We start from the raw sequence: 22,923 nt of genomic DNA on the forward strand, positions 1-22,923 counted from the left end.
AAACTTGGAGGTAATTAAATGAATAAAAAATATATAAAAAGTAGTATTTGGGTAATAGTTATAAGTACAGTACTTATAATTACTATGCTAGGTGCTATGGGTATTGGGAGATATAGTATCAGTTTAGGCGATATAATTAATACACTACTTCCTAAAAGTTTAGCAGGAGAAGTAGATCCTAATGTAAGAACTGTTATATATAATATAAGATTACCTAGAGTATTACTAGCTGCATTAGCTGGTAGTGGACTAGCTGTATCTGGAGCAGCCTTCCAAAGTTTATTTTCAAATCCATTAGCAACCCCTGATACACTAGGGGTGGCTACTGGTGCATCTTTTGGCGCAGCTTTAGGTATTATACTTGGTTTTGGTTCTATTGGTATCCAAATGTGTGCATTTATAGTAGGAATAGCTTGTATTGGACTTGTGTATTTTATAAGTAAAATAAAAGGTCAAAGATCTATGATTATGATTATTCTTGCAGGAATGGTTATAAGTTCATTATTCCAGGCTATGGTATCTTTAATAAAATATGTTGCAGATCCACAAGATACATTACCACAAATTACTTTTTGGCTTATGGGAAGTTTATCAGGAGTAGGTTTTGACGAGTTAATAATTGGTGCACCACTTATAATTTTAGGGATAATTATAATTTTCCTTTTAAGATGGAAAATGAACATGTTATCTTTACATGAAGATGAATCAAAATCTCTTGGAGTAAATGTAAAGGTAGTAAGATTATTTACAATTATGTCAGCAGCACTTATTACAGCTTCTGTAGTATCTATATGTGGAAATATTGGATGGGTAGGGCTTTTAATTCCTCATATTTCTAGAATGATATTTGGTAATAATAATAAAAGTGTTATTCCAGCATGTATAGGGTTTGGAGCTATATTTATGGTAGTTATTGATACTATTGCAAGAAGTGCTATTGCTTCTGAAATACCTATTTCTATTTTGACAGCATTTGTAGGGGCACCTTTCTTTATTATTTTACTTAGAAAGACAGGAGGTATTCATTAATGAATTTTGAAGTGAAAAATGGATGTTTTGGATACTCAAATGGTAAACAAATACTAAATAATATTAATTTTAGTGCTTGTGAAAAAGAAATTGTTTCTATTTTAGGTTCAAATGGAGTAGGAAAAACTACTTTATTAAAATGTACACTAGGATTATTAAATTGGAAAAGTGGAGAAACCTTAATAGATGGAAAGAATATAAAACATATGAAGCATAGTGAAGTGTGGAGAAAAATTGGATATGTTCCACAAGCAAAACTTTCTGCTTTTGCTTATACTGTAGATGAAATGGTTCTATTAGGTAGAAATAGTCACTTGAAAATGCTTGAACAACCAGGGGAGAAAGATAGAAAAATAGCAGAAAAATGTATAGAACGTATTGGGATTGGATATTTAAAAGGAAAACTTTGTAGTAAAATAAGTGGTGGAGAACTACAAATGGTACTAATTGCAAGAGCTTTAGCTGCAGAACCAAAGCTTTTAATTTTAGATGAGCCTGAATCTAATTTAGATTTTAGAAATCAGCTTATTGTGTTAGATACTATAAAGAGTCTTCGTGATGAAGAAGGTATTTCTTCTATAGTTAATACTCATTATCCAGATCATGCAATTTCTATCTCAGATAAGTCATTGATTCTTAATCGTGATGGTAGTAGTATATTTGGAGATGCAAATAAGGTTATTACCGAAGAAAATTTAGGTAAAGCATTCAGTGTGGATGTTAAAATAGAAGACTTTTATCACTCTGATAAAAAGTATACATCAGTATTTCCTATTTCTATTGCAACAGCTAGATAATTATATACCCATGATTATTATTTAAGAGAAGAAAGTGAGAAGGTAATAGAGGAGTTTTGCTTTAAAAAGTTGATTATTTAAATATATTTTTAGAGGAAAGTAAAGATAAAGTTATTTTAAGATATAAAGAAAATTAGAGTTAGTAGCACTTGCAAGGGTGATACTAGCTCTAATTTTTTTTATATAATCATATTATATACATTTTTTTAATATTTTTACCAAGGAGAATAAATTAAAGAGTATAATATAAAATAAAATAAAATATTAAATAAAAGAGGAGATGAAAAATTGACTTTATATAATAAATACATTAGAAAATATAAAATTCCTTTTTTAACTGCTGTTACTTGCGTAGCCCTGGAGTCAATATGTGATTTGCTAGGACCAACGCTTATGTCTAATATAATTAATTCAGGAATATATGGAGGTAGTCTTTCAAGTGTTTATTACTGGGGAGCTTTAATGCTTATGGTTACATTACTGGGGGCTTGTTTTGCCATAACTAGAAGTATTCTTGCATCTAAGGTTTCTCAAAGAGTTGGTGCAGATTTAAGATATGATTTGTTTAAAAAGATATTACACTTTTCAGAAAATGGGGCTGATAAAATTGAAAGTGGGTCTCTTATTACTCGTATGACTAATGATACTTCTCAAGTTGTTCAATTTATAAATGGAATTATGCGTATTTTTTTAAAAGCTCCAATAACCTGCATAGGTAGTATTATCCTTGCAAGTATTCTTAATTTTAGACTTTCATTAATTATTTATGGAGTTGTAGCATTAGTTGCTATTCTTATAGTTATTAGTATGAAACTTAGTTACTCACGTTTTTATAAACTTCAAAAGGCTATGGATAAGGTTAATTCAGTTGTGCAGGAATATCTTATTGGTGTTAGATTAGTTAAGGCTTTTGGCACCTATGATAAGGAAAAAGAGAAGTTTAGAGAAACTAACGATAATTTAATGGAGAAGGGGATTTCTTCTCAGATAATTATAACTTTAACATCACCTCTTATGACATTTATTGTTGGTATCGGAACCGTACTTATCTTATTCATTGGAAGTAGGCTTTTTTCTTTAAACCTTATTAATCCTGGAGATATAACAGCATTTACAATTTATATGGCTCAAATTCTTACATCTTTAATAATGATAACTAATATATTTAATACTTTTGTTAGAACAAAAGCCTCAAATGCTCGTATTGATGAAATTATAAATTGTGAAGAGGATTTTTCTTCTATTGGAGAAGTATCAAAATTAAATGGGATAGTGGAATTTAAAAATGTTACATTTGCCTATCCTAATGGAAGTGGTTTACCTGCCATTAAGAGTTTAGATTTTTCTTTAAAAGCTGGGGAGAATCTTGCAATAATAGGCCCTACAGGTAGTGGGAAGTCCACAATAGCATGGTTATTATTAAGGTTTTATGATGTTAATCAAGGAAGTATATTAATTAATGGAAAAAATATTAAAGATATAAGTGTTGATAATCTTAGAGATAATGTTTCTATAGTTCCTCAAAAACCAATGTTATTTTCAGGATCAATTAGTGAAAATATTAAATGGGGTGACAAGAATGCTTCTAGTAAGGAAATTAAATTGGCGGCAGAAAAAGCAGAGGCTTCTTTTATAGAGAATATGTCAGATGGATTTAACACTCTTTTAGGTGGAGGAGGAGTTAATTTATCAGGAGGGCAAAAGCAAAGGATTTCTATTGCACGTGGAATTCTTAAGAAATCTAAAATAATTATTTTAGATGATGCAACTAGTGCTTTAGATGCAGTTACTGAAGCTAGAGTTAGAGATAATCTTAATTCCTTGGAAGATAATAGAACTATCATCACTATTACACAGCGCTGTGGGACTGCCATGTCTTCAGATAAAATTCTTGTTATGGATAATGGGGAAAAGGTTGGATTTGGAACCCATAGTGAGCTTATGAAAAGTTGTCCTGTTTATAAAGATATTTATAGAACTCAAATGGAAAGTAGTAAGGAGGCATAAGAAGTGCCACAAACATATAAAAAAATAGATGTTCAAATGCCTTCAATAGGAAGAGTAGGCGCAGGAGGACCAAATAGATTTTCGCCTAAGGCAAAGCCGAAAAATGCAAAAGGTACCTTAAGAAGGATTGTAAAAATATATATGAGGTGGGGAAAAACCATATTATTAGCAATGATTTTAACAGTTATAACTTCTTTAATAACTGTGGCTATTCCTTACTTTGTTGGAAAGACTTTTAACTACCTAGATATGAGTGCTAGAACTGTAGATAATAGTATGTTTATAACAATATTAATGGTAATAGTAGTACTTCATTTATCTAATTTAATTATTTCAAGTATTAATGGAGTAATTATGCTTAAAGTATCTCAAAAACTAGTCCATGCTTTAAGAACCGAGTTTTTTAATAAGATGCAACGTTTACCTTTAGGATTTTATGATACCAGATCTCATGGTGATACCATGAGTAGAATCACTAATGATGTAGATAATATTAGTTCTACTATAGCTCAAACTACCACACATCTTATATCAAGTATTCTAACTCTATTTGGTTCATTTTTAGTAATGATAAACTTAAATGTTAAGCTTACTTTAGTTGTTCTTTTATGTGTTCCTTTAGTAGTTTTATTAACTAAAACAATTGCATCTAGAAGTATAGCCTATTTCTTAGCGCAGCAGAAGAGTTTTGGTGCTTTAAATGGAGTTATTGAAGAAAATATTTTAGGGTTAAAAATGGTTAAGGCCTTTGGAAAACAAAAGGATATTTTAGAGAACTTTAAAGAAATCAATGAGAGTCTTTATGCAAGTAGTAGTAAAGCTCAAATATGGTCTGGTTATATGATGCCTTTAATGAATGTTATAAATAATTTTATATTTACTGTAGTTGCTATTGTTGGAGGAATACTATCTATAGGATATGGCTTAGCTGTAGGAACTGTTGTTAGTTTTTTTAGTTATTCAAAGCAATTTGCCCAACCTCTAAACTCTGTAGCTGGAATGTTTAATACAATACAATCTGCCCTTGCTGGTGCTGAGAGAGTTTTTGAAGTTTTAGATACCTTAGAGGAAAAAGAAGATATAGAAGGAGCAATAGAGCTTGAATCTCCAAATGGAGATGTAGAGTTTAAGGATGTATGTTTTTCCTATGATAAATCTACTCCTATTTTAAAGAATATTAATTTTAAGGTTAAAGCAGGAGAAACTGTAGCTTTAGTTGGAGAAACAGGTTCAGGTAAAACAACTATAGTTAATCTTCTTACACGATTTTATGATAGTGACAGTGGAGAGGTTTTTATAGATAATGAACCTATAACAAGTTTAAAAAGAAACAGTCTTAGAAAATGCTTTTCTGTAGTACTTCAAGATACATGTTTATTTACAGGAACAATCATGGATAATATTAGATATTCTCAAAGTTCTGCATCTGATGAAGAGGTGATTAATGCTGCTAAAATAGCTCATGCGCATGAATTTATAAGTAAATTGCCAAAGGGATATAATACCATGGTTTCGGGAACTACTGATAATTTAAGTCAAGGACAGCGTCAGCTTATCGCTATTGCTAGAGCAGTTTTGTGTGATAGTCCAATTCTTATTTTAGATGAGGCAACCAGCAGTGTAGATACTAAGACAGAGAAGGATATTCAAAATGCCTTAGTTCGATTAATGAAAAATAGAACCAGCTTCTTAATTGCTCATAGACTTTCTACCATTAGGGATGCAGATAATATTATGGTTATTGGTGATGGCAAAATACTTGAAAGCGGAGATCATAAAAGCTTAATGGAGAAAAAAGGATATTACTTCCAAATGGTAATAAGTCAGATGGGAAAGTTAAATGAAAGAAATGAATAAATTATAAATATAGAACTGACGCTAAAAATGTTTTATAGTAAATTAAGTTTTTTATAATATATATTTCTAAAGGATTTTTAAAAAGTTTAACGAATATAACAAATGTATATAATAAATGAATATTATTAATTCTTAAAGTATTACTTTTGGCTAAAAGGATGTAAGTAGTGGTGATAATTATAACATAAAATATATGATTTCTAATTTAGTAAAAGCTATTTATAATAAAATAAATTAAAGAGGTAAAGGGGTATTAATAATGAAGAATGTGGTAATAACAGGAAGTACTCGTGGTTTAGGTTTTGAAATGGCTAAGAAATTTTTAAATCTAGGGTGTAATGTTACTATTTCTGGATCAAAACCTGAATCATATGATAATGCAAAAGAAAAACTTAATAAGTTTAATGAGAAACATATTTATATTACTTGTAATGTTAGAAACAAAGAAGATATTAGATACTTATGGAGAAAATCAGTTGAGAAATGGGGAAGTGTAGATATTTGGATTAATAATGCTGGGCAAAATTGTCCTCGTGAATATATTTGGGATACACCTGATGAATATATTGATGCAGTTGTAGATACAAATATCAAAGGTGTTATGTATGGATCTAAAATTGCTGCTGAAAATATGATTAAGCAAGGAAAAGGTCAGATTTGGAATATGGAAGGCTTAGGTTCAAATGATATGGTTATTGAACAGACTATTCTATATGGTACTTCTAAAAGAGCACTTACTTATTTTACAAAGGCGATGGCTAAGGAGTTAAAGGATTCACCTGTAAAGATAGGTAGATTGTCACCAGGAATGATGCTTACAGATTTCATTACAAAATCACCTACTGGTGAGGTTTCATCTGTTACAGAAGATGATAAATTTAAAAAGATTTTTAATACCCTTGCAGATAATCCTGAAACAGTAGCTGAGTTCTTTGTTCCTAGAATTCTTAGCAATACGAAACAGGATGCACACTTAGTTTGGCTTACAAATATGAAATCAGCTAAAAGATTTATGATATCTCCTTTTAATAAGAGAAAACTTTTAAAGTAAAATTATTAAATTAATAGATTAGAAAAATACACCTATAGATTAAATATAGGTGTATTTTTCTGTAAATAAATGATTTGGAATAATAATAATTGAAATAAATGTAGTTGAATTAAATCCTTTTATCAATTAATAATTTGCATATAAAATGGTAAAAATGAATAAGTATATTTTAGAAATAATATATTCAGGGGGAATAAAAATGCATATGGCTGATGCATTAATAACTCCTATGGTTGGCTCTGCAATGGTAGTTGTAGCAGCTGGAGTTACAGCTTATTCAGTTAATAAAATAAGGAAGGAAGAAGATATCCAAAATAAAATACCTTTAATGGGGGTTATAGGAGCTTTTGTGTTTGCAGCTCAAATGGTTAATTTTTCAATACCTGGTACAGGATCAAGTGGACATATTGGGGGAGGAGTTCTGCTTGCAGCAATCTTGGGACCAGAGGCCGGCTTTTTATCACTTACATCAATACTAATAGTTCAAGCTTTATTTTTTGGTGATGGAGGTCTTTTGGCTTTAGGGTGCAATATTATTAATATTGCTTTTTTTAGTTGTTTTATAGGATACAAGCTTATTTATAAAAATATAATTAGCAAACAGTATTCTAAAAAAAGAATTATGACAGCATCAATTTTAGCTTCAACTATTGGATTACAATGTGGGGCATTTTTAGTTGCATTACAAACATTAGCATCAGGAGTAACTAAACTACCATTTGTAACATTTGTTATTTTTATGCAACCAATACATTTAGCTATTGGAATAGTAGAAGGAATAGTAACAGGATTAGTACTTAATTTCTTATATGAAAATAGACCAGATATTTTGGAAAAAGCAGAAATACGTAAAAATTATAAAATGACCAAGAAAAAAATAATTTCTATTATAGTGGTAGCTGCATTAGTTGTTGGAGGAGGAATTTCACTTTTAGCTTCATCACATCCAGATGGACTTGAATGGTCTATTTTAAAAACTTCAGGAAGCGAAGAGTTAAGCACTAGTGGAAATATTCATGAAAAGGTATCTGAAGTACAAAGTAAAACGTCATTTTTACCAGACTATGGATTTAAGGGTGATGATTTATCTGTAACTGAAGGAGTTATAGGCACAATAACAGCCGGTATCGTTGGAATTATAATTACAATAGGAATTATAGTCATGATAACTTATCTATCTACAAGAAGAAAAAAATTATATGCTAGTAATGGAAATTTAAATGAAATAGAAGATAAGTTTAAGGATAAATAAGATGAATGATATTAGTAATGCTATATTTAATATTAGAAAAATAGATGAACTAGGAGATAAGTTTACTATAATTCACAGAATAGATTCATCTATAAAAATAATAGTTACTATTATTTATGTAATAAAAGTTCTATCTATAAAAGAATTTATAGCAGAAGATATTATATTTGTATTAATTTATACTTCAACATTATTTATATTTGGAAAAGTGCCATTAAAATTTATATTAAAAAAAGTTTTATTTGTTTTACCTATTGTGATGGGGCTATCAGTAATTAACTTGATTATAGATTTCTCTTATGCAGAGATTTATTTTTCATTAGTGCTACTATTTAAATGTATTTTTTCTTTAATAGGAGCACTTCTTTTGATAGTAACTACTGGAATTAATAATTTAGTATGTGGTCTTAAAAAACTAAAGATACCTAATATTTTAACAATGCAGATATTAATGTTATATAGATATATAATTTTGATAATGGAAGAATTTTATAGAGTGAAATCTGCTTATGAGTTAAGGACCATAGGAGAAAAATCTATGACTATGAAAGATTATGGACAGATAATAGGACAAATGCTTTTAAAAACTATAGATAGATCAGAAAAAGTATATGAGTCAATGAAACTTAGGGGATTTGAGGGTGATTTATATATTAGTAGTAATAAAAGAGCAGGATATATTGACTTTTTATATTTAATTACATTTACAGTGATTTTAATTTTTCTATAATAATCAGCTTATGATATAAGTTTCGGAGGAGTTATGAGTAAAAGAGTAATAGAAGTAGGTAATATTTATTATAAATATCCAGATGGATATAGGGCTATAAAAGATGTATCTTTTGACGTAAGTGATGGAGAGAAACTTGGAATTATAGGTTCAAATGGAGCAGGAAAATCTACAATGCTTAAATTACTTACTGGCATTATAACAGCAGAAAGTGGAAAAATTAGTGTAAATGATATTTTGATTAATAAAAAAAACTTGAAGGAAGTAAGAAAAAAAATAGGTTTTGTTTTTCAAGAGTCAGATAATCAGCTTTTTATGAATACTGTATATGATGATATTGCTTTTGGTCTTAGAAGTAGTAAAAAAGATGAAGACAATATAAATTTCAAAATAGGTAGGATACTAGAAGAATTTCAAATTGAAGGATTAAGAAATAAGCAGATATATAAATTATCAGGTGGAGAAAAGAAGGTTGTAGCAATAGCAGGAATTATGGTCATGAATCCAGAGATAATTTTAATGGATGAAGTAACAGCATATTTAGATCCAAAGTCTAGGAGAAGAGTTATAAATTTAATAAAACATTTAAAAGAAACAATAATTATTGCGAGCCATGATTTAGATATGATACTAGATGTATGTGATAGAGTGCTAGTGTTTAGCAATGGAGAAATTATTAAGGAAGGAGATTCATACTCCATACTTAGTAATAAAGATATTATGGAAGAAAGCAATTTAGAGCTACCTTTATCATTAGTAAATCGAAAAGAATAATAAAAGTTATTTTAAAATACATAATTTAGAAAAAATTATGTATTTTTAATTTTCAAATTACAAATAATAGATAATACTTGATAAATTAACACAAAAGGGAGGAAGAATAAATTGCATTTAACAGAAAGAGAAAAAGAAAAACTTATGATTGTTGTTGCAGCTGATGTTGCAAGAAGAAGAAAAGAGAAGGGCTTAAAGCTAAATTACCCTGAATCTGTGGCTATAATTACCCATGAACTTTTAGAAGGGGCTAGGGAAGGGAGAGAAGTAAAAGATTTAATGGACTATGGCACAAAAATTTTAAGTAAGAGTGATGTAATGGAAGGTATAGCTGATATGATTCCAGTAGTTCAAGTGGAAGCAACATTTCCAGATGGAACTAAATTAGTTACAGTACATGAACCAATACGTTAAGAAAGGGGATAGATAAATTTGAGACCTGGAGAATTAATTATAAAAGAAGGAACTATAGAGTATAACAAGGGAAAAGAAGCAATTAAACTTGAAGTAGTGAATACTGGGGATAGACCAGTGCAAATAGGATCGCACTATCATTTTTATGAAGTAAACGATTTCTTAAAATTTGATAGGGAAAAAGCTTATGGAAAGAGACTAGATATTCCATCGGGGACTGCAGTTAGATTTGAACCAGGAGATAAAAAAGAAATCAATTTAATTGATATTGGAGGAGTTAGAAGAGTTTACGGTTTACGTAATTTAGTTGATGGATATTTAGATGGAAGGGGTTGTAAAGAGTAATGAGTTTTCAAATTGATAAACACCGTTATGTAGAATTATTTGGACCAACTAAGGGAGATAAAATAAGACTAGGTGATACAGAATTATTTGTTGAAATTGAAAAAGATTATACAGGATATGGTGATGAGTGTAAATTTGGAGGTGGTAAGGTCTTAAGAGATGGAATGGGGCAAAATGCAATTGAAAGCAGAGAAAACCCTATGGTAGCAGATATGATTATTACTGGAGCCACTATTATAGATTATACAGGAATATATAAAGCTGATATAGGTATTCGTGATGGAAAGATTTTAGCCATAGGTAAGGGTGGAAATCCTCATACTATGGACGATGTAGATTTTATAGTTTCACCAAGTACAGAAGCATTGGCTGGAGAGGGAAGAATAATAACTGCAGGTGGTATAGATACTCATATACATTTTATAAGTCCGCAGCTTGTTGATGTTGCATTAGAAGGTGGAATAACAACGCTTATAGGAGGAGGAACAGGCCCTGTTGATGGAACAAATGCTGTTACTTCGACACCAGGAAAGTGGTCTATTCATCGCATGTTGCAATCATCAGATGGATTTCCAATAAATCTTGGTTTTTTAGGAAAAGGCAGTGGAGCAAATATTAAAGTTACAGCAGAGCAAATTGAAGCAGGTGCTTGTGGGCTTAAGGTCCATGAAGATTGGGGAGCAACAAGATCAGCAATAGATTATTCGCTAAAAACAGCAGATGAATATGATATTCAAGTTGCAGTACATACTGATACATTAAATGAAGGCGGATTTGTAGAACATACAATTGAAGCATTTGCAGGAAGAACAATACATACATTCCATACTGAAGGAGCAGGTGGTGGGCACGCACCAGACTTATTAAAAGTAGCTTCTAAACTTAATGTACTGCCAGCATCAACTAATCCAACTAAACCATTTACTATAAATACAATAGCAGAACACTTAGATATGCTTATGGTTTGTCATCACTTAGATCCTAAAGTTCCAGAAGATATTGCATTTGCAGATTCTAGAATAAGAGAACAAACAATTGCAGCAGAAGATATATTACAAGATATGGGAGTATTTAGTATTATGAGTTCTGACTCAATGGCTATGGGAAGAGTTGGTGAAGTTATTACTAGAACATGGCAAACTGCAAGCAAGATGAAAATGCAAAGAGGAATCTTAGAAGGCGATTCTGAAGAAAATGATAATAATAGAGTAAGAAGATATATTGCAAAATACACTATAAATCCTGCATTAGCACAAGGAATATCAAAATACGTAGGTTCTGTAGAAGTAGGTAAAATGGCAGATTTAGTAATTTGGGATACAGAATTCTTTGGTGTAAAACCACATTTAGTAATAAAAGGTGGTATGGTAAATAAATCAATAATAGGAGAAGCAAATGCATCTATTCCAACATGTCAGCCAGAAATATATAGAGATTGTTTTGGCGCATATGGAAGAGCAAAATATCCAACCTCTGCAACTTTTGTTTCTAAATACGCATACGAACATGGCATAAAAGAAGAATTAGGATTACAAAAGTTAGTATTGCCAGTAGAAGGAATAAGAAATTTAACAAAGAAAGATATGAAATTAAATAATGCAACTCCAAAGCTAGGTGTTGATCCAGAAACATACAATGTTACCGTAGATGGAGAGTTAATAACCTGCGAACCAGCAAAAGAATTACCATTAGCACAAAGATACTTCTTATTCTAACTTCAAAAAAACTCCGCAAGGAGTTTTCACATTAATTATGCATTACGCATTATGCATTATAAATTTTGCGGAGCAATTGTGCATTACGCATTATGCATTATAAATTATGCCGCAGGCGTTCAGGAGGTAGAGAATGATTTTTAATGAGGTTATAGGAAATATTAATGAAATAGATAACTTAAATGGATATCATATTGAAACAATATATGTGAATAGTGAAGATATGCTTAAGAGAATTCTAAGAGTTACATCTGACCATAATAGAGAATATGGAATAACGCTTGAAAACAGTGAAAATTTAAAAGATGGAGATATTCTTTATAATGCAGATAATAAACTTATAGTTGTGAAAGTTAATAGTGAAGATGTTTTAGTTATTAAACCAAAAACTTTAACAGAAATGGGAATGATAGCACACGCTTTAGGAAATAGGCATCTTCAAGCACAGTTTGAGGACGATAAAATGATAATACAATATGACAGATTAGTAGAAGAGGAATTAAAAAGAGATAATATTAATTATTCTAGAGAAAATATAACTTTGAAAAAGGCGTTTAGACATGTTGAATTCGCACATACTCACTAAAAATAGTGAAAATAATATTATAAACATATTACGTGTTATACAAATATGCGATTCTAGCTTTCCTATAGGTTCCTTTAATCATTCTTATGGTATGGAGACTTATTTAAGAAACAATAAGATTAATAGTACAGAGAGTTTAAAAGAGTATCTGCATGTATTTTTAAACAATGTATTTATTTTTAGTGATGGATTAGCAATTAGAATGTTGTATGAATATTTAAATAAAAATGAGTTAGAGAAGATCTTAGAACTTGATAGAATGCTTACAGTTCAAACCATAGCTAAAGAAACTAGAAATGGTTCAAAGCTTATAGCAAAAAGAATGATTAATATTTTTCTTGATTTATATAATATTGATATTTTAAAAGAATATGAAGAAAAAATTAATACAAAGGAAGCTTTTGGTCATCCAGCTATAGTATTTGGATTGCTTATGTATAATTTGAATTTTTCTGAGGAGGAAGCTATAAGTTTTCATATGTATAGTACAATCTCAACACTTATTCAAAATGGTGTTAGGGCTATACCGCTAGGACAGAAAGATGGGCAGATAATTCTTAAAAAATGTAGTGAGAATTTTAAAGCTTTATATGAAAAGATTAATAATTTAGATTATAGCTTTTTTGGTGCAAGTACACCAGGTATTGAGCTGTCACAGATAAATCATGAAGTACTAGAATTTAGATTATTTATGTCTTAAAATTCAAAATTTGAATAATTAGAATTAACTATATATGAAAGGGTGGTTATATGAAAAAAACAGTAATAATAGGGGTAGGAGGACCTGTTGGAAGCGGAAAAACCTTATTAATAGAAAGATTAACTAGAGTAATGAAAGATAAATATAATTGTGCAGTTATTACAAATGATATTTATACAAAGGAAGATGCTAAGTTTCTGGTTAAGAATTCTGTACTAAGTGAAGATAGAGTTATTGGAGTAGAGACAGGTGGATGCCCACATACAGCAATAAGAGAAGATGCATCTATGAATTTTGCTGCTATAGAAGAAATGAAAAGTAGATTTAATGACTTAGATATTATTTTCTTGGAAAGTGGTGGGGATAATTTAGCAGCAACATTTAGTCCAGATTTAGTTGATTTTTCTATTTATATTATTGACGTAGCACAAGGTGAAAAGATTCCAAGAAAAGCAGGGCAGGGAATGATAAAGAGTGACTTGTTTATCATTAACAAGATAGATTTAGCCCCTCATGTTGGTGCAGATTTAGAAGTTATGAAAAAAGATACATTGACATTTAGAAAAGAAAATACATTTATATTTACTAATTTAAAAAAAGATGAAGGTGTGAATGAAGTTCTATCGTGGATTAAAAAGAATTGTTTATTAGAAGGAATCAACTAATATGAGCAAAAGTAAGTATGCTGGAGAATTTGATATAGTATTAGAGCAAAAGAATGGTAAAACTGTTATAAGTGAAAAAAGGTTTAATGGTCTAATAAAAGTATCTCCAACTATTCATCTTGATAGTGAAAAAATTTCAACTTATTTTATAGTTGGTCTTGGAGGTGGATATGTTGAAGGAGAAAAATACAAATACAGCATTACACAAAAGGAAGATTCGAGAGCTATTATAACAACTCAATCATCTACAAAAGTATATAAATGTGAGAATGATGAGAGAACGGAACAAGAAACTATAATAAATTTAGAGAAAAATAGTATCTTAGAGTATATAACAGATAGTGTAATACTATATAAAAATGCAATTTATAAACAAGTAAATAATATTTATATGGATGATAGTGCAACACTTATATATAGTGATGGAATTACATCTGGGTGGTCAAAAGAAGGAGATGAATTTCAATATAGTAATGTACAATTAAAAACAAATGTATATGTAAATAATGAGTTAGTTTTATTAGATAATTTATTAGTAAATCCAAAAAAAAATGATGTTACTAAATTAGGATTTTTTGAAGGATATCAAAATTTTGGAACTTTACTTGTAATAAATAAAAATATCAATATGGAAATAATTGAGAATTTAAGAAATGAAATCAAAAATTTAAATTTACCAATATACTTTGGTATATCAGAACTAGAAGTAAATGGTTTTGTATTAAGAGTGTTAGGTAATTTGACTCAAAATATAGAGAGTGCAATAAAGTTATGTCATAACTACATAAGGAAGAAATTTTTAAACTCTAGAGAGTTATCTATACGTAAATATTAAAAAGATAGGTCGTGAATACATATGTTAGGAATAGTATTATTATATGTAGGAATAGTTCTAATAAATAATGGTATAAGTAGGTTGTGCAATATAGATGAAAAATCAGCTGCTATAATGAATATATTTACAGGGGCTTTAGCAGTAGTAATTGATACTGTGAATGTAATACAGGGAGAATACTATGCAGTAGGAACAGGATTATTATTTGGTTTTACATATTTATTTGTAGGTATAAACGGTATATTTAATTTAGATAAGAGACCGTATGCCTGGTATAGCTTATTTGTAGCTATAAATACTATACCATGTGCATATCTTAGTTTTACACAAGATTCAGATTGGAGAATGGGGACTATATGGATATTATGGGGAATACTTTGGCTTACAGCATTTATAGAAATAATTCTAAAGAAAAATCTTGGAAAGTTTGTTCCATATTTAGCTATATTTGAAGGAATTATAACTGCTTGGATACCAGGATTTTTGATGCTTGTTGATAAGTGGTAATGCTACTTTAGGTAGTTAATTATTAATTTTTATACAAATTATTCCCAAAGTTACATAGATAAAAAAGAAGTTATTATATAGCTTCTTTTTTATTGTTAAATAAAAAACCTAATATTATTTTAAGTAGTATCTCAAGTTGTTGACATAAAATTTTAGTTGACACTATTATTAGATATGACTATAATAAAAACAAATAAACAAATTGTTTTTATATTTAAATAAATATTAATTAGAGGTGAAAATAAAATGCCGAAATTTACAGAGTTTGAAAAACAAAATATAAGAATTGATATGATGAATGCTGCACATGAGCTGTTTATATCGAAAGGCTTAAAAAATACGTCTATTCAAGATATAACTTCTTCAGTGTTTATAGCAAAAAGTAGCTTTTATTCTTTTTTTGAATCAAAGGAAATGCTTTATCTAGAATTATTAGCCTTTGAAGGTGAAGAAATTGAAAAGGAAGTTTGGCCTAAAGTAGAAAGAGAAGAAAATATTCGAGATGCAATAAAGGTTTATTTACATGAAATGTCTTCTGTATTGGAAAAATATATATTAACACAAAGATTAATAACTAACTTAGAAGAATATAACATGGTATCTAGGAGGATAAGTCCAGAGTATTCAGCTAATAATCTAAGAAGTATTGCTCCAGTAATGGAATTTATAAAAAAGAATAGGGAATTAGGAAGAATAGTAAATAAAGATATAGAAGTTATTGCAGGTGTTATTCGTGCTTCATTAGCTATGATTATTCATAAAAAGGATATTGGAGAGGATATATATCCAATAGTTCAAGAAATTCTTTTTAGTGGTGTAGCCAATGAACTTACAAATTTATCTTAATTTCAATTGACTTTGAGTATTAATTATCAAGATATTTAGGAGGTTTCTATATATGAGAGGAAATATTTTTTATATAAGATTAAGATAATAAGCTGCTGTTATTGAAATTATAAAGTGATATCAAAAGATTACAGTAACAGTATAAGTATAAAATTAAATGAAAATACTATAAAAGAAGGCAGAATTGAGGTGCCATTCCAATGGAAACTAAAAAGAAAATGTTAAATAAAGATTTTATGCTGTACTTGATTGGAAGAATGGTATCAGATACGGGAACGAGCATACAAATGATGATAATGCCATTATATATTCTTGATATAGGAGGAACAGCTACTACTATAGGGCTTTTTTCATTCTTATCATTTTTACCTACTTTAATAGTTTATCCATTTGCAGGGGTCATTGGTGATAGGATAAATAGAAAGACAATTATGGTAGTAACAGACTTTATAAGTTCTATTACCATTATACTTTTAGCTATATTAGCGTATTTAGATATGGTATATCTTCCAATATTATTAGTGTCTCAAGTGCTTGTAGTCCTTATGAATGGAATGTTTGAACCAGCAACAAGAGGTATGTTACCTAAACTTGTAGATAAGGAAGAAGCAACAAGAAGCAATGCTATAGTATCTTCTATGAGAACTATATCTATTATGATTGGACCAATAATTGGTACAACTCTCTATGGAAAATTCGGTATAGAGCTAGTGTTTATTATAAATGGAGTTTCTTTCTTATTATCAGCAATTAGTGAAATGATGATTAAATATAAACATGAAGAGGTTAAGTCAGAATGGGGAATACTGGAATTTCTCATGATTTATTACAGGGTTTGAAGTTTATTAAAGCAAGGAAGATTATTAGTCTATTTTGTGCATTTTATTTAATCAATTATATTATGGTACAACCGATTTTTAGTATTATTTTACCCTTACAATTTAAAATGATTTTAAATTTTACAGATATACAATATGGTTATATACAAATGATCATTATTTTAGGGGGATTATTAGGAAGTATTCTAGTTGGAGTATTGTTTGGAAGGGAGGAAAAGGTAAGAAAATTTTTAATTCTTGGAACTACACTTGTATTTATTACAATGATTTTTTATGTAATATTAATGATTCCTAGAATAACACTTTTTCAAGGCTGGGGTACAAATATATATTTTATGTTATTAGCTGGCACTTTGTTTTTATTAAGTTTAGCAAGTACATTTATTATTGTTCCTATACAAGCACATATTCAAAAGGAAACCCCAACTCAATATATGTCCAGAGTTTTTTCCATTATAGGTTTGCTATCACGTGGAGGAATTCCAATAGGTACATTAATTTATGGATTAGCCCTAGAACATATAACTTTACACAGTACAATGACATTTTCTACAATATTAACAATATTAGCTTCTACAGTAGTATTAGTTTCTATATTGAAAGTTCAAAAAATATAAAATAGTGAATAGATAAAAAATAATAATTAGGATGTGATAATAATGAGTAAAACAAAAAAAGAAATTATTGAAATAAGCAAAAAACATGGGTTAAATCTTAAAGAAGATACTTTAGTATTTAATGAATCTGGCCTTGATTTTCTAGCAGTATTTGGAGTCGATTATGAAGGTAATGAATGGGTCCTGCGTGTACCAAGACGTCAAGATGTAATGCCAAGAACTAAAGATGAAAAACAGGCATTAGATTTGGTGAATAAATATAATGATACTTTTCAGGCACCAAACTGGGAAATATATTCAGAAGAATTAATTGCATATAAAAAGTTAAAGGGAATACCAGCAGGGACAATAGATCATGAAATAGGAAATTATGTTTGGGAAATAGATATTAATAATGTACCTGAATCTTTCCATGAGACTCTTGGAAAGGTACTAGCTAATTTACATGGTATTCCGAAGGATAAGGCTAAAGAAGTTGGTATGATTGTTAAAACTCCAGAAGAGATAAGAGAGTCCATGAAAGAACGTATGAATTTAGTGAAAAGTAAATTTGGAGTAGGTAAATCATTATGGAATAGATGGCAAATGTGGGTAAATGATGATGAAATGTGGCCAAAGGAAACTGGATTTATTCATGGTGATATACATGCAGGACATACACTAATAGATAAAGATGGAAATGTCACAGGATTAATTGATTGGACAGAAGCAAAAGTAGCAGATATATCTGCGGATTTTGTATTCCACTATAAAGCTTTTGGAGAAGAGGGACTTAAATCTCTTATTAAATCCTATAAAGAAGCTGGAGGATATTATTGGCCTAAGATGAAGGAACATATAATTGAATTAGTTGCAGCATATCCAGTTGAAATTGCAGAATTTGCTATAGTTTCAGGGGTTGAGGAATATGAACAAATGGCAAAAGAATCATTAGAAGTTAGGGATATTTAAAAATATTAGTTTAATTATTTTTTTACAAAAAATAAAATTGTATCAATAAAAGAAGAAAGTAAATAATTAGAATTGAAATAAGAAACATATAAATACCTCCTGTATAAAATACCTATGAGATTATATATTTTAAATTATAAGTTTAAGATAACTATTATCTTCTCAAGTATTTAATAGAGGAGGTTTATTAAAATGCCTACAACTTTGGATGGTTATGTGTATACAATTGTAGGTAGTAATGCTTGGATTACTGGTTATACAGGTCTAGGAGGTAATATATCAATTCCTACTTCAATAGAGGGATACCCTGTAAGTAATATTGGTTATGCTGCATTTGAAAATAATACTACCATAACTAGCCTATTTGTTCCAAGTAGTATAACAACTATTGGAAGTTATGCTTTTAGTAATTGTAGCAATCTACTTGCAATAAATGTTGATCCTTCCAACCCTAATTATTATAGTTCTTTTGGTGTTCTATATGATAAGTCGCAAACAATATTAATAAGTAATCCTGCTGGATTAACTGGCTCATTTACTATTCCTAGTACTGTTACTACTATTTTAAATTGGGCCTTTGCTTATAGTCATATAAGCCAAATAAACATCCCAAGCAGTGTAAATAGTATTGGAATATATGCTTTTCGTGACTGTAGTAACCTAATAAGCATATATATACCAAGTAGTGTAACTAATATTGATACTTCAGCATTTTATAATTGTACTAGTCTAAATTCAATAGATGTGGATGTTGGAAATGTAAATTACTCTAGTTTGGATGGGGTTTTATATGATAAATTACAAACAAAATTAATATGTTATCCTGTTGGGAAAATAGGACCATTTACTATTCCAGATAGTGTTAATTTGATTAATACTTCAGCCTTTGAGAGATGTACAAATTTAACAAGTATTACTATGGGGAATAATGTAAGAACAATTGGTGACTATGCCTTTGCTTATTGTACAAATCTTACAAGTGTAAATATGAGTAGTAGTGTAAATACCATTGGAAGTTATTCTTTTGCCTATTGCAGCAATTTAGAAAATATAACTATGGGAATTAATTTGCATAGCATTGGCTATCGTGGCTTTATTGATTGTAATAAATTATCAGAAGTAAAATTCTTAGGAGATGCACCAGGGATGGATATACAAGTATTTGATGGGGCAGCTTCTGATCTTAAGATTTACTATATTTATGGTAAATCAGGATTTTCTGATCCTTGGTATGGATACAATGCAGAAGCACTATATACAGTAACCTATAATGGAAATGGAAATACAAGTGGTTCAGTACCAAGTGATAACAACACCTATAAGTTAAATGAAAGTGTAACAGTATCTGCCAATACTGGAGGACTTCAAAAGTCAGGTCATGTTTTTGGTGGTTGGAATACTCAGGCTGATGGAGCCGGAATACACTATGAACCAGGAGAAATTATTATAATACAAAATGAAAATATAGTTTTATATGTTCAATGGCCACCCTATACTGTGACTTATAATGGTAATGGGAGTGATAGCGGTACAGTTCCAGTAGATAGTAATGAATATGAAAATCTAGATAATGTAACAGTACTAAATAATACTGGCTCTCTTGAAAAAATAGGATATGTTTTTAAAGGTTGGAATACAAGGAGCGATGGAAGTGGAACACACTATGAGCTAGGTGGAACCTTTGTAATAGGAAATCAAAGCGTAACTCTATATGCACAGTGGGCACCAGTTTATAAGGTAGCCTATAATGGTAATGGAAATAACAGTGGAACAGTTCCAGTAGATAGTAACCAATATGAAAGTGGAACAAATGTCACAGTATTAGGTAATACTGGTCTTCTTCAAAAGATAATTACACTTTTGTTGGGTGGAATACTCAAGCAGATGGTAATGGAATACACTATGAACCAGGAACTAGCTTTATAATTGGGAATCAAGACGTAATTCTATATGTAGAGTGGGCACCAGTTTATAAGGTGACTTATAATGGTAACGGCAATACAAGTGGCATAGTACCAGTAGATAATAACTTATATCAAAATGGAGAAAATGTAACAGTATTAAAAAATACGGGAAACCTTAAAAAAGTAAATTATGCTTTTATTGGATGGAATACAGAAGTTTCAGGAACAGGAATACAATATGATCCAGATTCAACCTTTATAATGGGTAATCAAAATATAACACTATATGCACAGTGGAGGTTTGAACAATTAATAATATGGGGTAGAATAACAACAACCATATTAACCTAGATTAGAAGTGAGGAAATTTTATAAGGGTAAATCTTTCTTATGCACCGCATATATTAATTATAATAGAGATATTATATTTTTATTATTTTAATATTTATTTATAAGTTAATTAAAAGGAGGACTTGGTGTATGTCTCCATCATCAAGTGATTATCATGATGATTGTGATAATTACAATAAAGAAAATGATTATTCAATAATTATAAAAGATGGTCATCCTGAATTAGCTGTAATTACTGGAGATATGGTGTCCGGCACTACATTTACTGTTGGAAACATTACTTTAAATACTTCTTCATTGAATAATTTATCTATTAAAATTGATTTTGTAAGCAATATATTTTCTATAGATTTTAGTAGAGATATAAATTTTAGGGTGTTTAAGTTTTGTAATAATCAATCTAGTCCAATACCTGTTGGGGAAGAATGGATTTTTTCAACAACAGGATTAACAAATGCAATATTTTCTTTTTTTGTTTATGATAGTGATTCCAGTAATAATGGATGGTGCACCTATACAGTAGTAGCAACTATAAAATAAATGAAACTCTTTTAACCACATTAAAATATTTTAGTGTGGTTTTTTTGTTATTTTATTTTAAAGGAATTTATTGTGTATTAATTGAAAAAATGTAATTGATTATGTATTATTATTAGGATACTAAAGAAAATAAGTATAATAATTTTCACAATAGGAAGGATATTTGTTTTGAGAATAAATAAACTATTAAGCAACTATGGATATTGCTCAAGAAAAGATGTAAGTAGATTAATTGAAGATAAAAGAATAATTGTTAATGGAAAACTATGTGAGCAGGGTCAGTGGGTTGAAGAAAGTGATGATATATTATTAGATGGGGAAAAAGTACAGAAAAAAGAAAAAGTATATATAGCCTTGAATAAGCCTAAAGGAATAGTTTGTACTTCATCAAGAGAAATAAAAGATAATATAATTGATTTCTTAAATTATAAGGAGTATGTTTTTCCAGTTGGTAGATTAGATAAAGATTCAGAGGGGTTAATATTAATGACTAATGATGGAGATCTGGCAAATATGATATTATCCTCAGAAAATTATCATGAAAAAGAGTATATAGTAACTGTAGATAAAGACTTTGATGATGAGTTTATATATAAAATGTCAAAAGGAGTTAATATACTAGATACTGTTACAAGACCTTGTATAGTAACAAGAGTAAATAATAATACATTTAATATAATTTTAACTCAAGGGTTAAACAGGCAAATAAGACGAATGTGTAAAACATTAGGATATAATGTTATTAAGTTAGAGCGAATTAGAATAGTAAATATACTTTCTAAAGGAATTAAAGTTGGGAAGTGGAGAGAATTAACCAAAGAAGAAATAGAAGGATTAAAATCAATAGAGATAATTTAAAAAAAGTTTAATATGAAAAGATAGAGTAAGCTTACAGTAAATGTTTTCTTGATAATTAAATTTTTTTATATTATTATAATTCTAGTAAATGACATCAAGGGGGAAGCAGTGTGGATAAAGAACTGGATAAATCGTCTAGAGGTTATACTATAGAAGACTTAGAAGCAGTTTTAGATAAATTACCTTATCAAGTATGGATGAAGGACAAAGATGGAAAGCACATATATATAAATAAATTAGGGGCTGAGAATATAGGCTTACCTAAGGAAGATATAATAGGAAAGTCTGATTATGAGATTAGAGATTATAATATGGCAAAAAAATGTGTGGAAACAGATACTAATCTTATGGAAAGAAATCAGGATACATATAATGAAGAACATATTAATATAGATGGACAAGATATATGGTATAAAGTACATAAATTCATATTAAATAGCAGTACAGATAAAGAAAAGATTTTATGTGGTATGGCTGAAGAAATAAGTTTAGATAGAAATTTACAATTAAAATTAGAAAGTAATCTTTTTAAGTGTTTGAATAAAAGTAAAGAAGAGGATGATTCTAAAAAATATCTACATTCTGCTTTAGTAAGCTTGAAAAAAGTTCTTAATTGTAAAAATATAGACATTCTTTTATATGATGAAAGTAGAAAAGTATTTAATCCATATATAAGTGAAAATGAAGATAATAGTATATTTAAAGGTAATTTAGAGGTATCTATAAATGAAGATATAGAAAATAAAATAAAGT

24 protein-coding genes and 1 pseudogene are annotated in these 22,923 nt (G+C 29.2%); all 25 read left to right on the top strand.

The annotated features are described in order from the left end of the window. The first annotated feature begins 18 nt into the window (after positions 1-18). Positions 19-1,029, top strand: coding sequence for a FecCD family ABC transporter permease (locus QK892_RS13420; RefSeq protein WP_317274048.1), 1,011 nt, complete (start codon positions 19-21; stop codon positions 1,027-1,029). Further along, complete coding sequence (locus QK892_RS13425) at positions 1,029-1,826, top strand: ABC transporter ATP-binding protein (protein WP_317274049.1); 798 nt, start codon at positions 1,029-1,031, stop codon at positions 1,824-1,826. The genes QK892_RS13420 and QK892_RS13425 overlap by 1 nt, the downstream gene beginning before the upstream one ends. A 288-nt stretch (positions 1,827-2,114) precedes the next feature. Then, positions 2,115-3,833: an ABC transporter ATP-binding protein gene (locus QK892_RS13430; RefSeq protein WP_317274050.1), complete on the top strand. Its 1,719-nt coding sequence runs from the start codon at positions 2,115-2,117 to the stop codon at positions 3,831-3,833. A 3-nt stretch (positions 3,834-3,836) separates the two neighbouring features. After that, positions 3,837-5,690, top strand: a complete 1,854-nt coding sequence (locus tag QK892_RS13435; RefSeq protein WP_317274051.1) for an ABC transporter ATP-binding protein — start codon at positions 3,837-3,839, stop codon at positions 5,688-5,690. Positions 5,691-5,949: 259 nt separating this feature from the next. Then, a complete protein-coding gene (locus QK892_RS13440; protein WP_317274052.1) occupies positions 5,950-6,741 on the top strand; it encodes an SDR family oxidoreductase in 792 nt (263 codons plus the stop codon). Between the two features lie 199 nt (positions 6,742-6,940). Then, the gene (locus tag QK892_RS13445; protein WP_317274053.1) at positions 6,941-7,993 is read left to right on the top strand and encodes an energy-coupling factor ABC transporter permease; all 1,053 of its coding nucleotides are present in this window, start codon (positions 6,941-6,943) and stop codon (positions 7,991-7,993) included. Between the two features lies 1 nt (position 7,994). Beyond that, complete coding sequence (locus QK892_RS13450) at positions 7,995-8,723, top strand: energy-coupling factor transporter transmembrane component T family protein (RefSeq protein ID WP_317274054.1); 729 nt, start codon at positions 7,995-7,997, stop codon at positions 8,721-8,723. A 33-nt stretch (positions 8,724-8,756) separates the two neighbouring features. Continuing rightward, entirely contained in the window at positions 8,757-9,497 is a 741-nt protein-coding gene (locus QK892_RS13455; RefSeq protein WP_317274055.1) for an energy-coupling factor ABC transporter ATP-binding protein, read from the top strand. Positions 9,498-9,608: 111 nt separating this feature from the next. Beyond that, on the top strand, positions 9,609-9,911 hold the full coding sequence (locus tag QK892_RS13460) for an urease subunit gamma (protein WP_317274056.1): 303 nt from the start codon (positions 9,609-9,611) through the stop codon (positions 9,909-9,911). 18 nt (positions 9,912-9,929) lie between these two features. Next, entirely contained in the window at positions 9,930-10,256 is a 327-nt protein-coding gene (gene ureB / locus QK892_RS13465; RefSeq protein WP_317274057.1) for an urease subunit beta, read from the top strand. Then, positions 10,256-11,971, top strand: coding sequence for an urease subunit alpha (ureC, locus tag QK892_RS13470; protein ID WP_317274058.1), 1,716 nt, complete (start codon positions 10,256-10,258; stop codon positions 11,969-11,971). The genes ureB and ureC overlap by 1 nt, the downstream gene beginning before the upstream one ends. 133 nt (positions 11,972-12,104) lie before the next feature. After that, positions 12,105-12,557: an urease accessory protein UreE gene (locus QK892_RS13475; RefSeq protein ID WP_317274059.1), complete on the top strand. Its 453-nt coding sequence runs from the start codon at positions 12,105-12,107 to the stop codon at positions 12,555-12,557. After that, complete coding sequence (locus QK892_RS13480) at positions 12,532-13,257, top strand: urease accessory protein UreF (protein ID WP_317274060.1); 726 nt, start codon at positions 12,532-12,534, stop codon at positions 13,255-13,257. Before QK892_RS13475 ends, QK892_RS13480 begins: the two co-directional genes overlap by 26 nt. 50 nt (positions 13,258-13,307) lie before the next feature. Then, the gene (ureG, locus tag QK892_RS13485) at positions 13,308-13,922 is read left to right on the top strand and encodes an urease accessory protein UreG (protein WP_317274061.1); all 615 of its coding nucleotides are present in this window, start codon (positions 13,308-13,310) and stop codon (positions 13,920-13,922) included. Between the two features lies 1 nt (position 13,923). Then, positions 13,924-14,757 carry an urease accessory protein UreD gene (locus tag QK892_RS13490; RefSeq protein WP_317274062.1) on the top strand — a complete coding sequence of 278 codons (834 nt, stop codon included), beginning with the start codon at positions 13,924-13,926 and terminating at the stop codon, positions 14,755-14,757. Between the two features lie 21 nt (positions 14,758-14,778). Next, positions 14,779-15,264, top strand: a complete 486-nt coding sequence (locus QK892_RS13495) for an AmiS/UreI family transporter (protein WP_317274063.1) — start codon at positions 14,779-14,781, stop codon at positions 15,262-15,264. Positions 15,265-15,510: 246 nt separating this feature from the next. Beyond that, positions 15,511-16,110 carry a TetR/AcrR family transcriptional regulator gene (locus tag QK892_RS13500; RefSeq protein WP_317274064.1) on the top strand — a complete coding sequence of 200 codons (600 nt, stop codon included), beginning with the start codon at positions 15,511-15,513 and terminating at the stop codon, positions 16,108-16,110. Positions 16,111-16,310: 200 nt separating this feature from the next. Beyond that, a complete protein-coding gene (locus tag QK892_RS13505) occupies positions 16,311-16,949 on the top strand; it encodes an MFS transporter (RefSeq protein ID WP_317274065.1) in 639 nt (212 codons plus the stop codon). After that, the gene (locus QK892_RS13510) at positions 16,907-17,566 is read left to right on the top strand and encodes an MFS transporter (protein ID WP_394855033.1); all 660 of its coding nucleotides are present in this window, start codon (positions 16,907-16,909) and stop codon (positions 17,564-17,566) included. Before QK892_RS13505 ends, QK892_RS13510 begins: the two co-directional genes overlap by 43 nt. Before the next feature lie 42 nt (positions 17,567-17,608). Beyond that, a complete protein-coding gene (locus QK892_RS13515) occupies positions 17,609-18,517 on the top strand; it encodes a macrolide 2'-phosphotransferase (protein ID WP_317274067.1) in 909 nt (302 codons plus the stop codon). Between the two features lie 192 nt (positions 18,518-18,709). Further along, a pseudogene (locus tag QK892_RS13520) lies at positions 18,710-20,236 on the top strand (leucine-rich repeat protein); the annotation flags it as partial. Positions 20,237-20,493: 257 nt separating this feature from the next. After that, positions 20,494-20,772: an InlB B-repeat-containing protein gene (locus tag QK892_RS13525; RefSeq protein WP_317274069.1), complete on the top strand. Its 279-nt coding sequence runs from the start codon at positions 20,494-20,496 to the stop codon at positions 20,770-20,772. A gap of 129 nt (positions 20,773-20,901) precedes the next feature. Next, complete coding sequence (locus QK892_RS13530; protein ID WP_317274070.1) at positions 20,902-21,312, top strand: DUF4489 domain-containing protein; 411 nt, start codon at positions 20,902-20,904, stop codon at positions 21,310-21,312. Between the two features lie 168 nt (positions 21,313-21,480). Beyond that, a complete protein-coding gene (locus QK892_RS13535) occupies positions 21,481-22,170 on the top strand; it encodes a pseudouridine synthase (protein ID WP_317274071.1) in 690 nt (229 codons plus the stop codon). Between the two features lie 110 nt (positions 22,171-22,280). After that, a partial coding sequence (locus tag QK892_RS13540; RefSeq protein WP_317274072.1) for a PAS domain S-box protein occupies positions 22,281-22,923 on the top strand: 643 nt, incomplete at its 3' end.

The organism is Clostridium lamae, from assembly GCF_033043255.1.
In the GTDB taxonomy this organism is placed as follows: Bacteria; Bacillota; Clostridia; order Clostridiales; family Clostridiaceae; genus Clostridium; species Clostridium lamae.

Excerpts from the sequence above, each read along its gene's own strand:
- ureC (WP_317274058.1), top strand. The coding sequence starts at position 10,256 with ATGAGTTTTCAAATTGATAAACACCGTTATGTAGAATTATTTGGACCA.
- QK892_RS13425 (WP_317274049.1), top strand. The coding sequence starts at position 1,029 with ATGAATTTTGAAGTGAAAAATGGATGTTTTGGATACTCAAATGGTAAA.
- QK892_RS13475 (WP_317274059.1), top strand. The coding sequence starts at position 12,105 with ATGATTTTTAATGAGGTTATAGGAAATATTAATGAAATAGATAACTTA.
- QK892_RS13495 (WP_317274063.1), top strand. The coding sequence starts at position 14,779 with ATGTTAGGAATAGTATTATTATATGTAGGAATAGTTCTAATAAATAAT.
- QK892_RS13505 (WP_317274065.1), top strand. The coding sequence starts at position 16,311 with ATGGAAACTAAAAAGAAAATGTTAAATAAAGATTTTATGCTGTACTTG.
- QK892_RS13480 (WP_317274060.1), top strand. The coding sequence starts at position 12,532 with ATGTTGAATTCGCACATACTCACTAAAAATAGTGAAAATAATATTATA.
- QK892_RS13510 (WP_394855033.1), top strand. The coding sequence starts at position 16,907 with ATGGGGAATACTGGAATTTCTCATGATTTATTACAGGGTTTGAAGTTT.
- QK892_RS13445 (WP_317274053.1), top strand. The coding sequence starts at position 6,941 with ATGCATATGGCTGATGCATTAATAACTCCTATGGTTGGCTCTGCAATG.
- QK892_RS13530 (WP_317274070.1), top strand. The coding sequence starts at position 20,902 with ATGTCTCCATCATCAAGTGATTATCATGATGATTGTGATAATTACAAT.
- QK892_RS13440 (WP_317274052.1), top strand. The coding sequence starts at position 5,950 with ATGAAGAATGTGGTAATAACAGGAAGTACTCGTGGTTTAGGTTTTGAA.
- ureG (WP_317274061.1), top strand. The coding sequence starts at position 13,308 with ATGAAAAAAACAGTAATAATAGGGGTAGGAGGACCTGTTGGAAGCGGA.
- QK892_RS13420 (WP_317274048.1), top strand. The coding sequence starts at position 19 with ATGAATAAAAAATATATAAAAAGTAGTATTTGGGTAATAGTTATAAGT.
- QK892_RS13515 (WP_317274067.1), top strand. The coding sequence starts at position 17,609 with ATGAGTAAAACAAAAAAAGAAATTATTGAAATAAGCAAAAAACATGGG.
- QK892_RS13455 (WP_317274055.1), top strand. The coding sequence starts at position 8,757 with ATGAGTAAAAGAGTAATAGAAGTAGGTAATATTTATTATAAATATCCA.
- QK892_RS13490 (WP_317274062.1), top strand. The coding sequence starts at position 13,924 with ATGAGCAAAAGTAAGTATGCTGGAGAATTTGATATAGTATTAGAGCAA.
- QK892_RS13450 (WP_317274054.1), top strand. The coding sequence starts at position 7,995 with ATGAATGATATTAGTAATGCTATATTTAATATTAGAAAAATAGATGAA.
- QK892_RS13500 (WP_317274064.1), top strand. The coding sequence starts at position 15,511 with ATGCCGAAATTTACAGAGTTTGAAAAACAAAATATAAGAATTGATATG.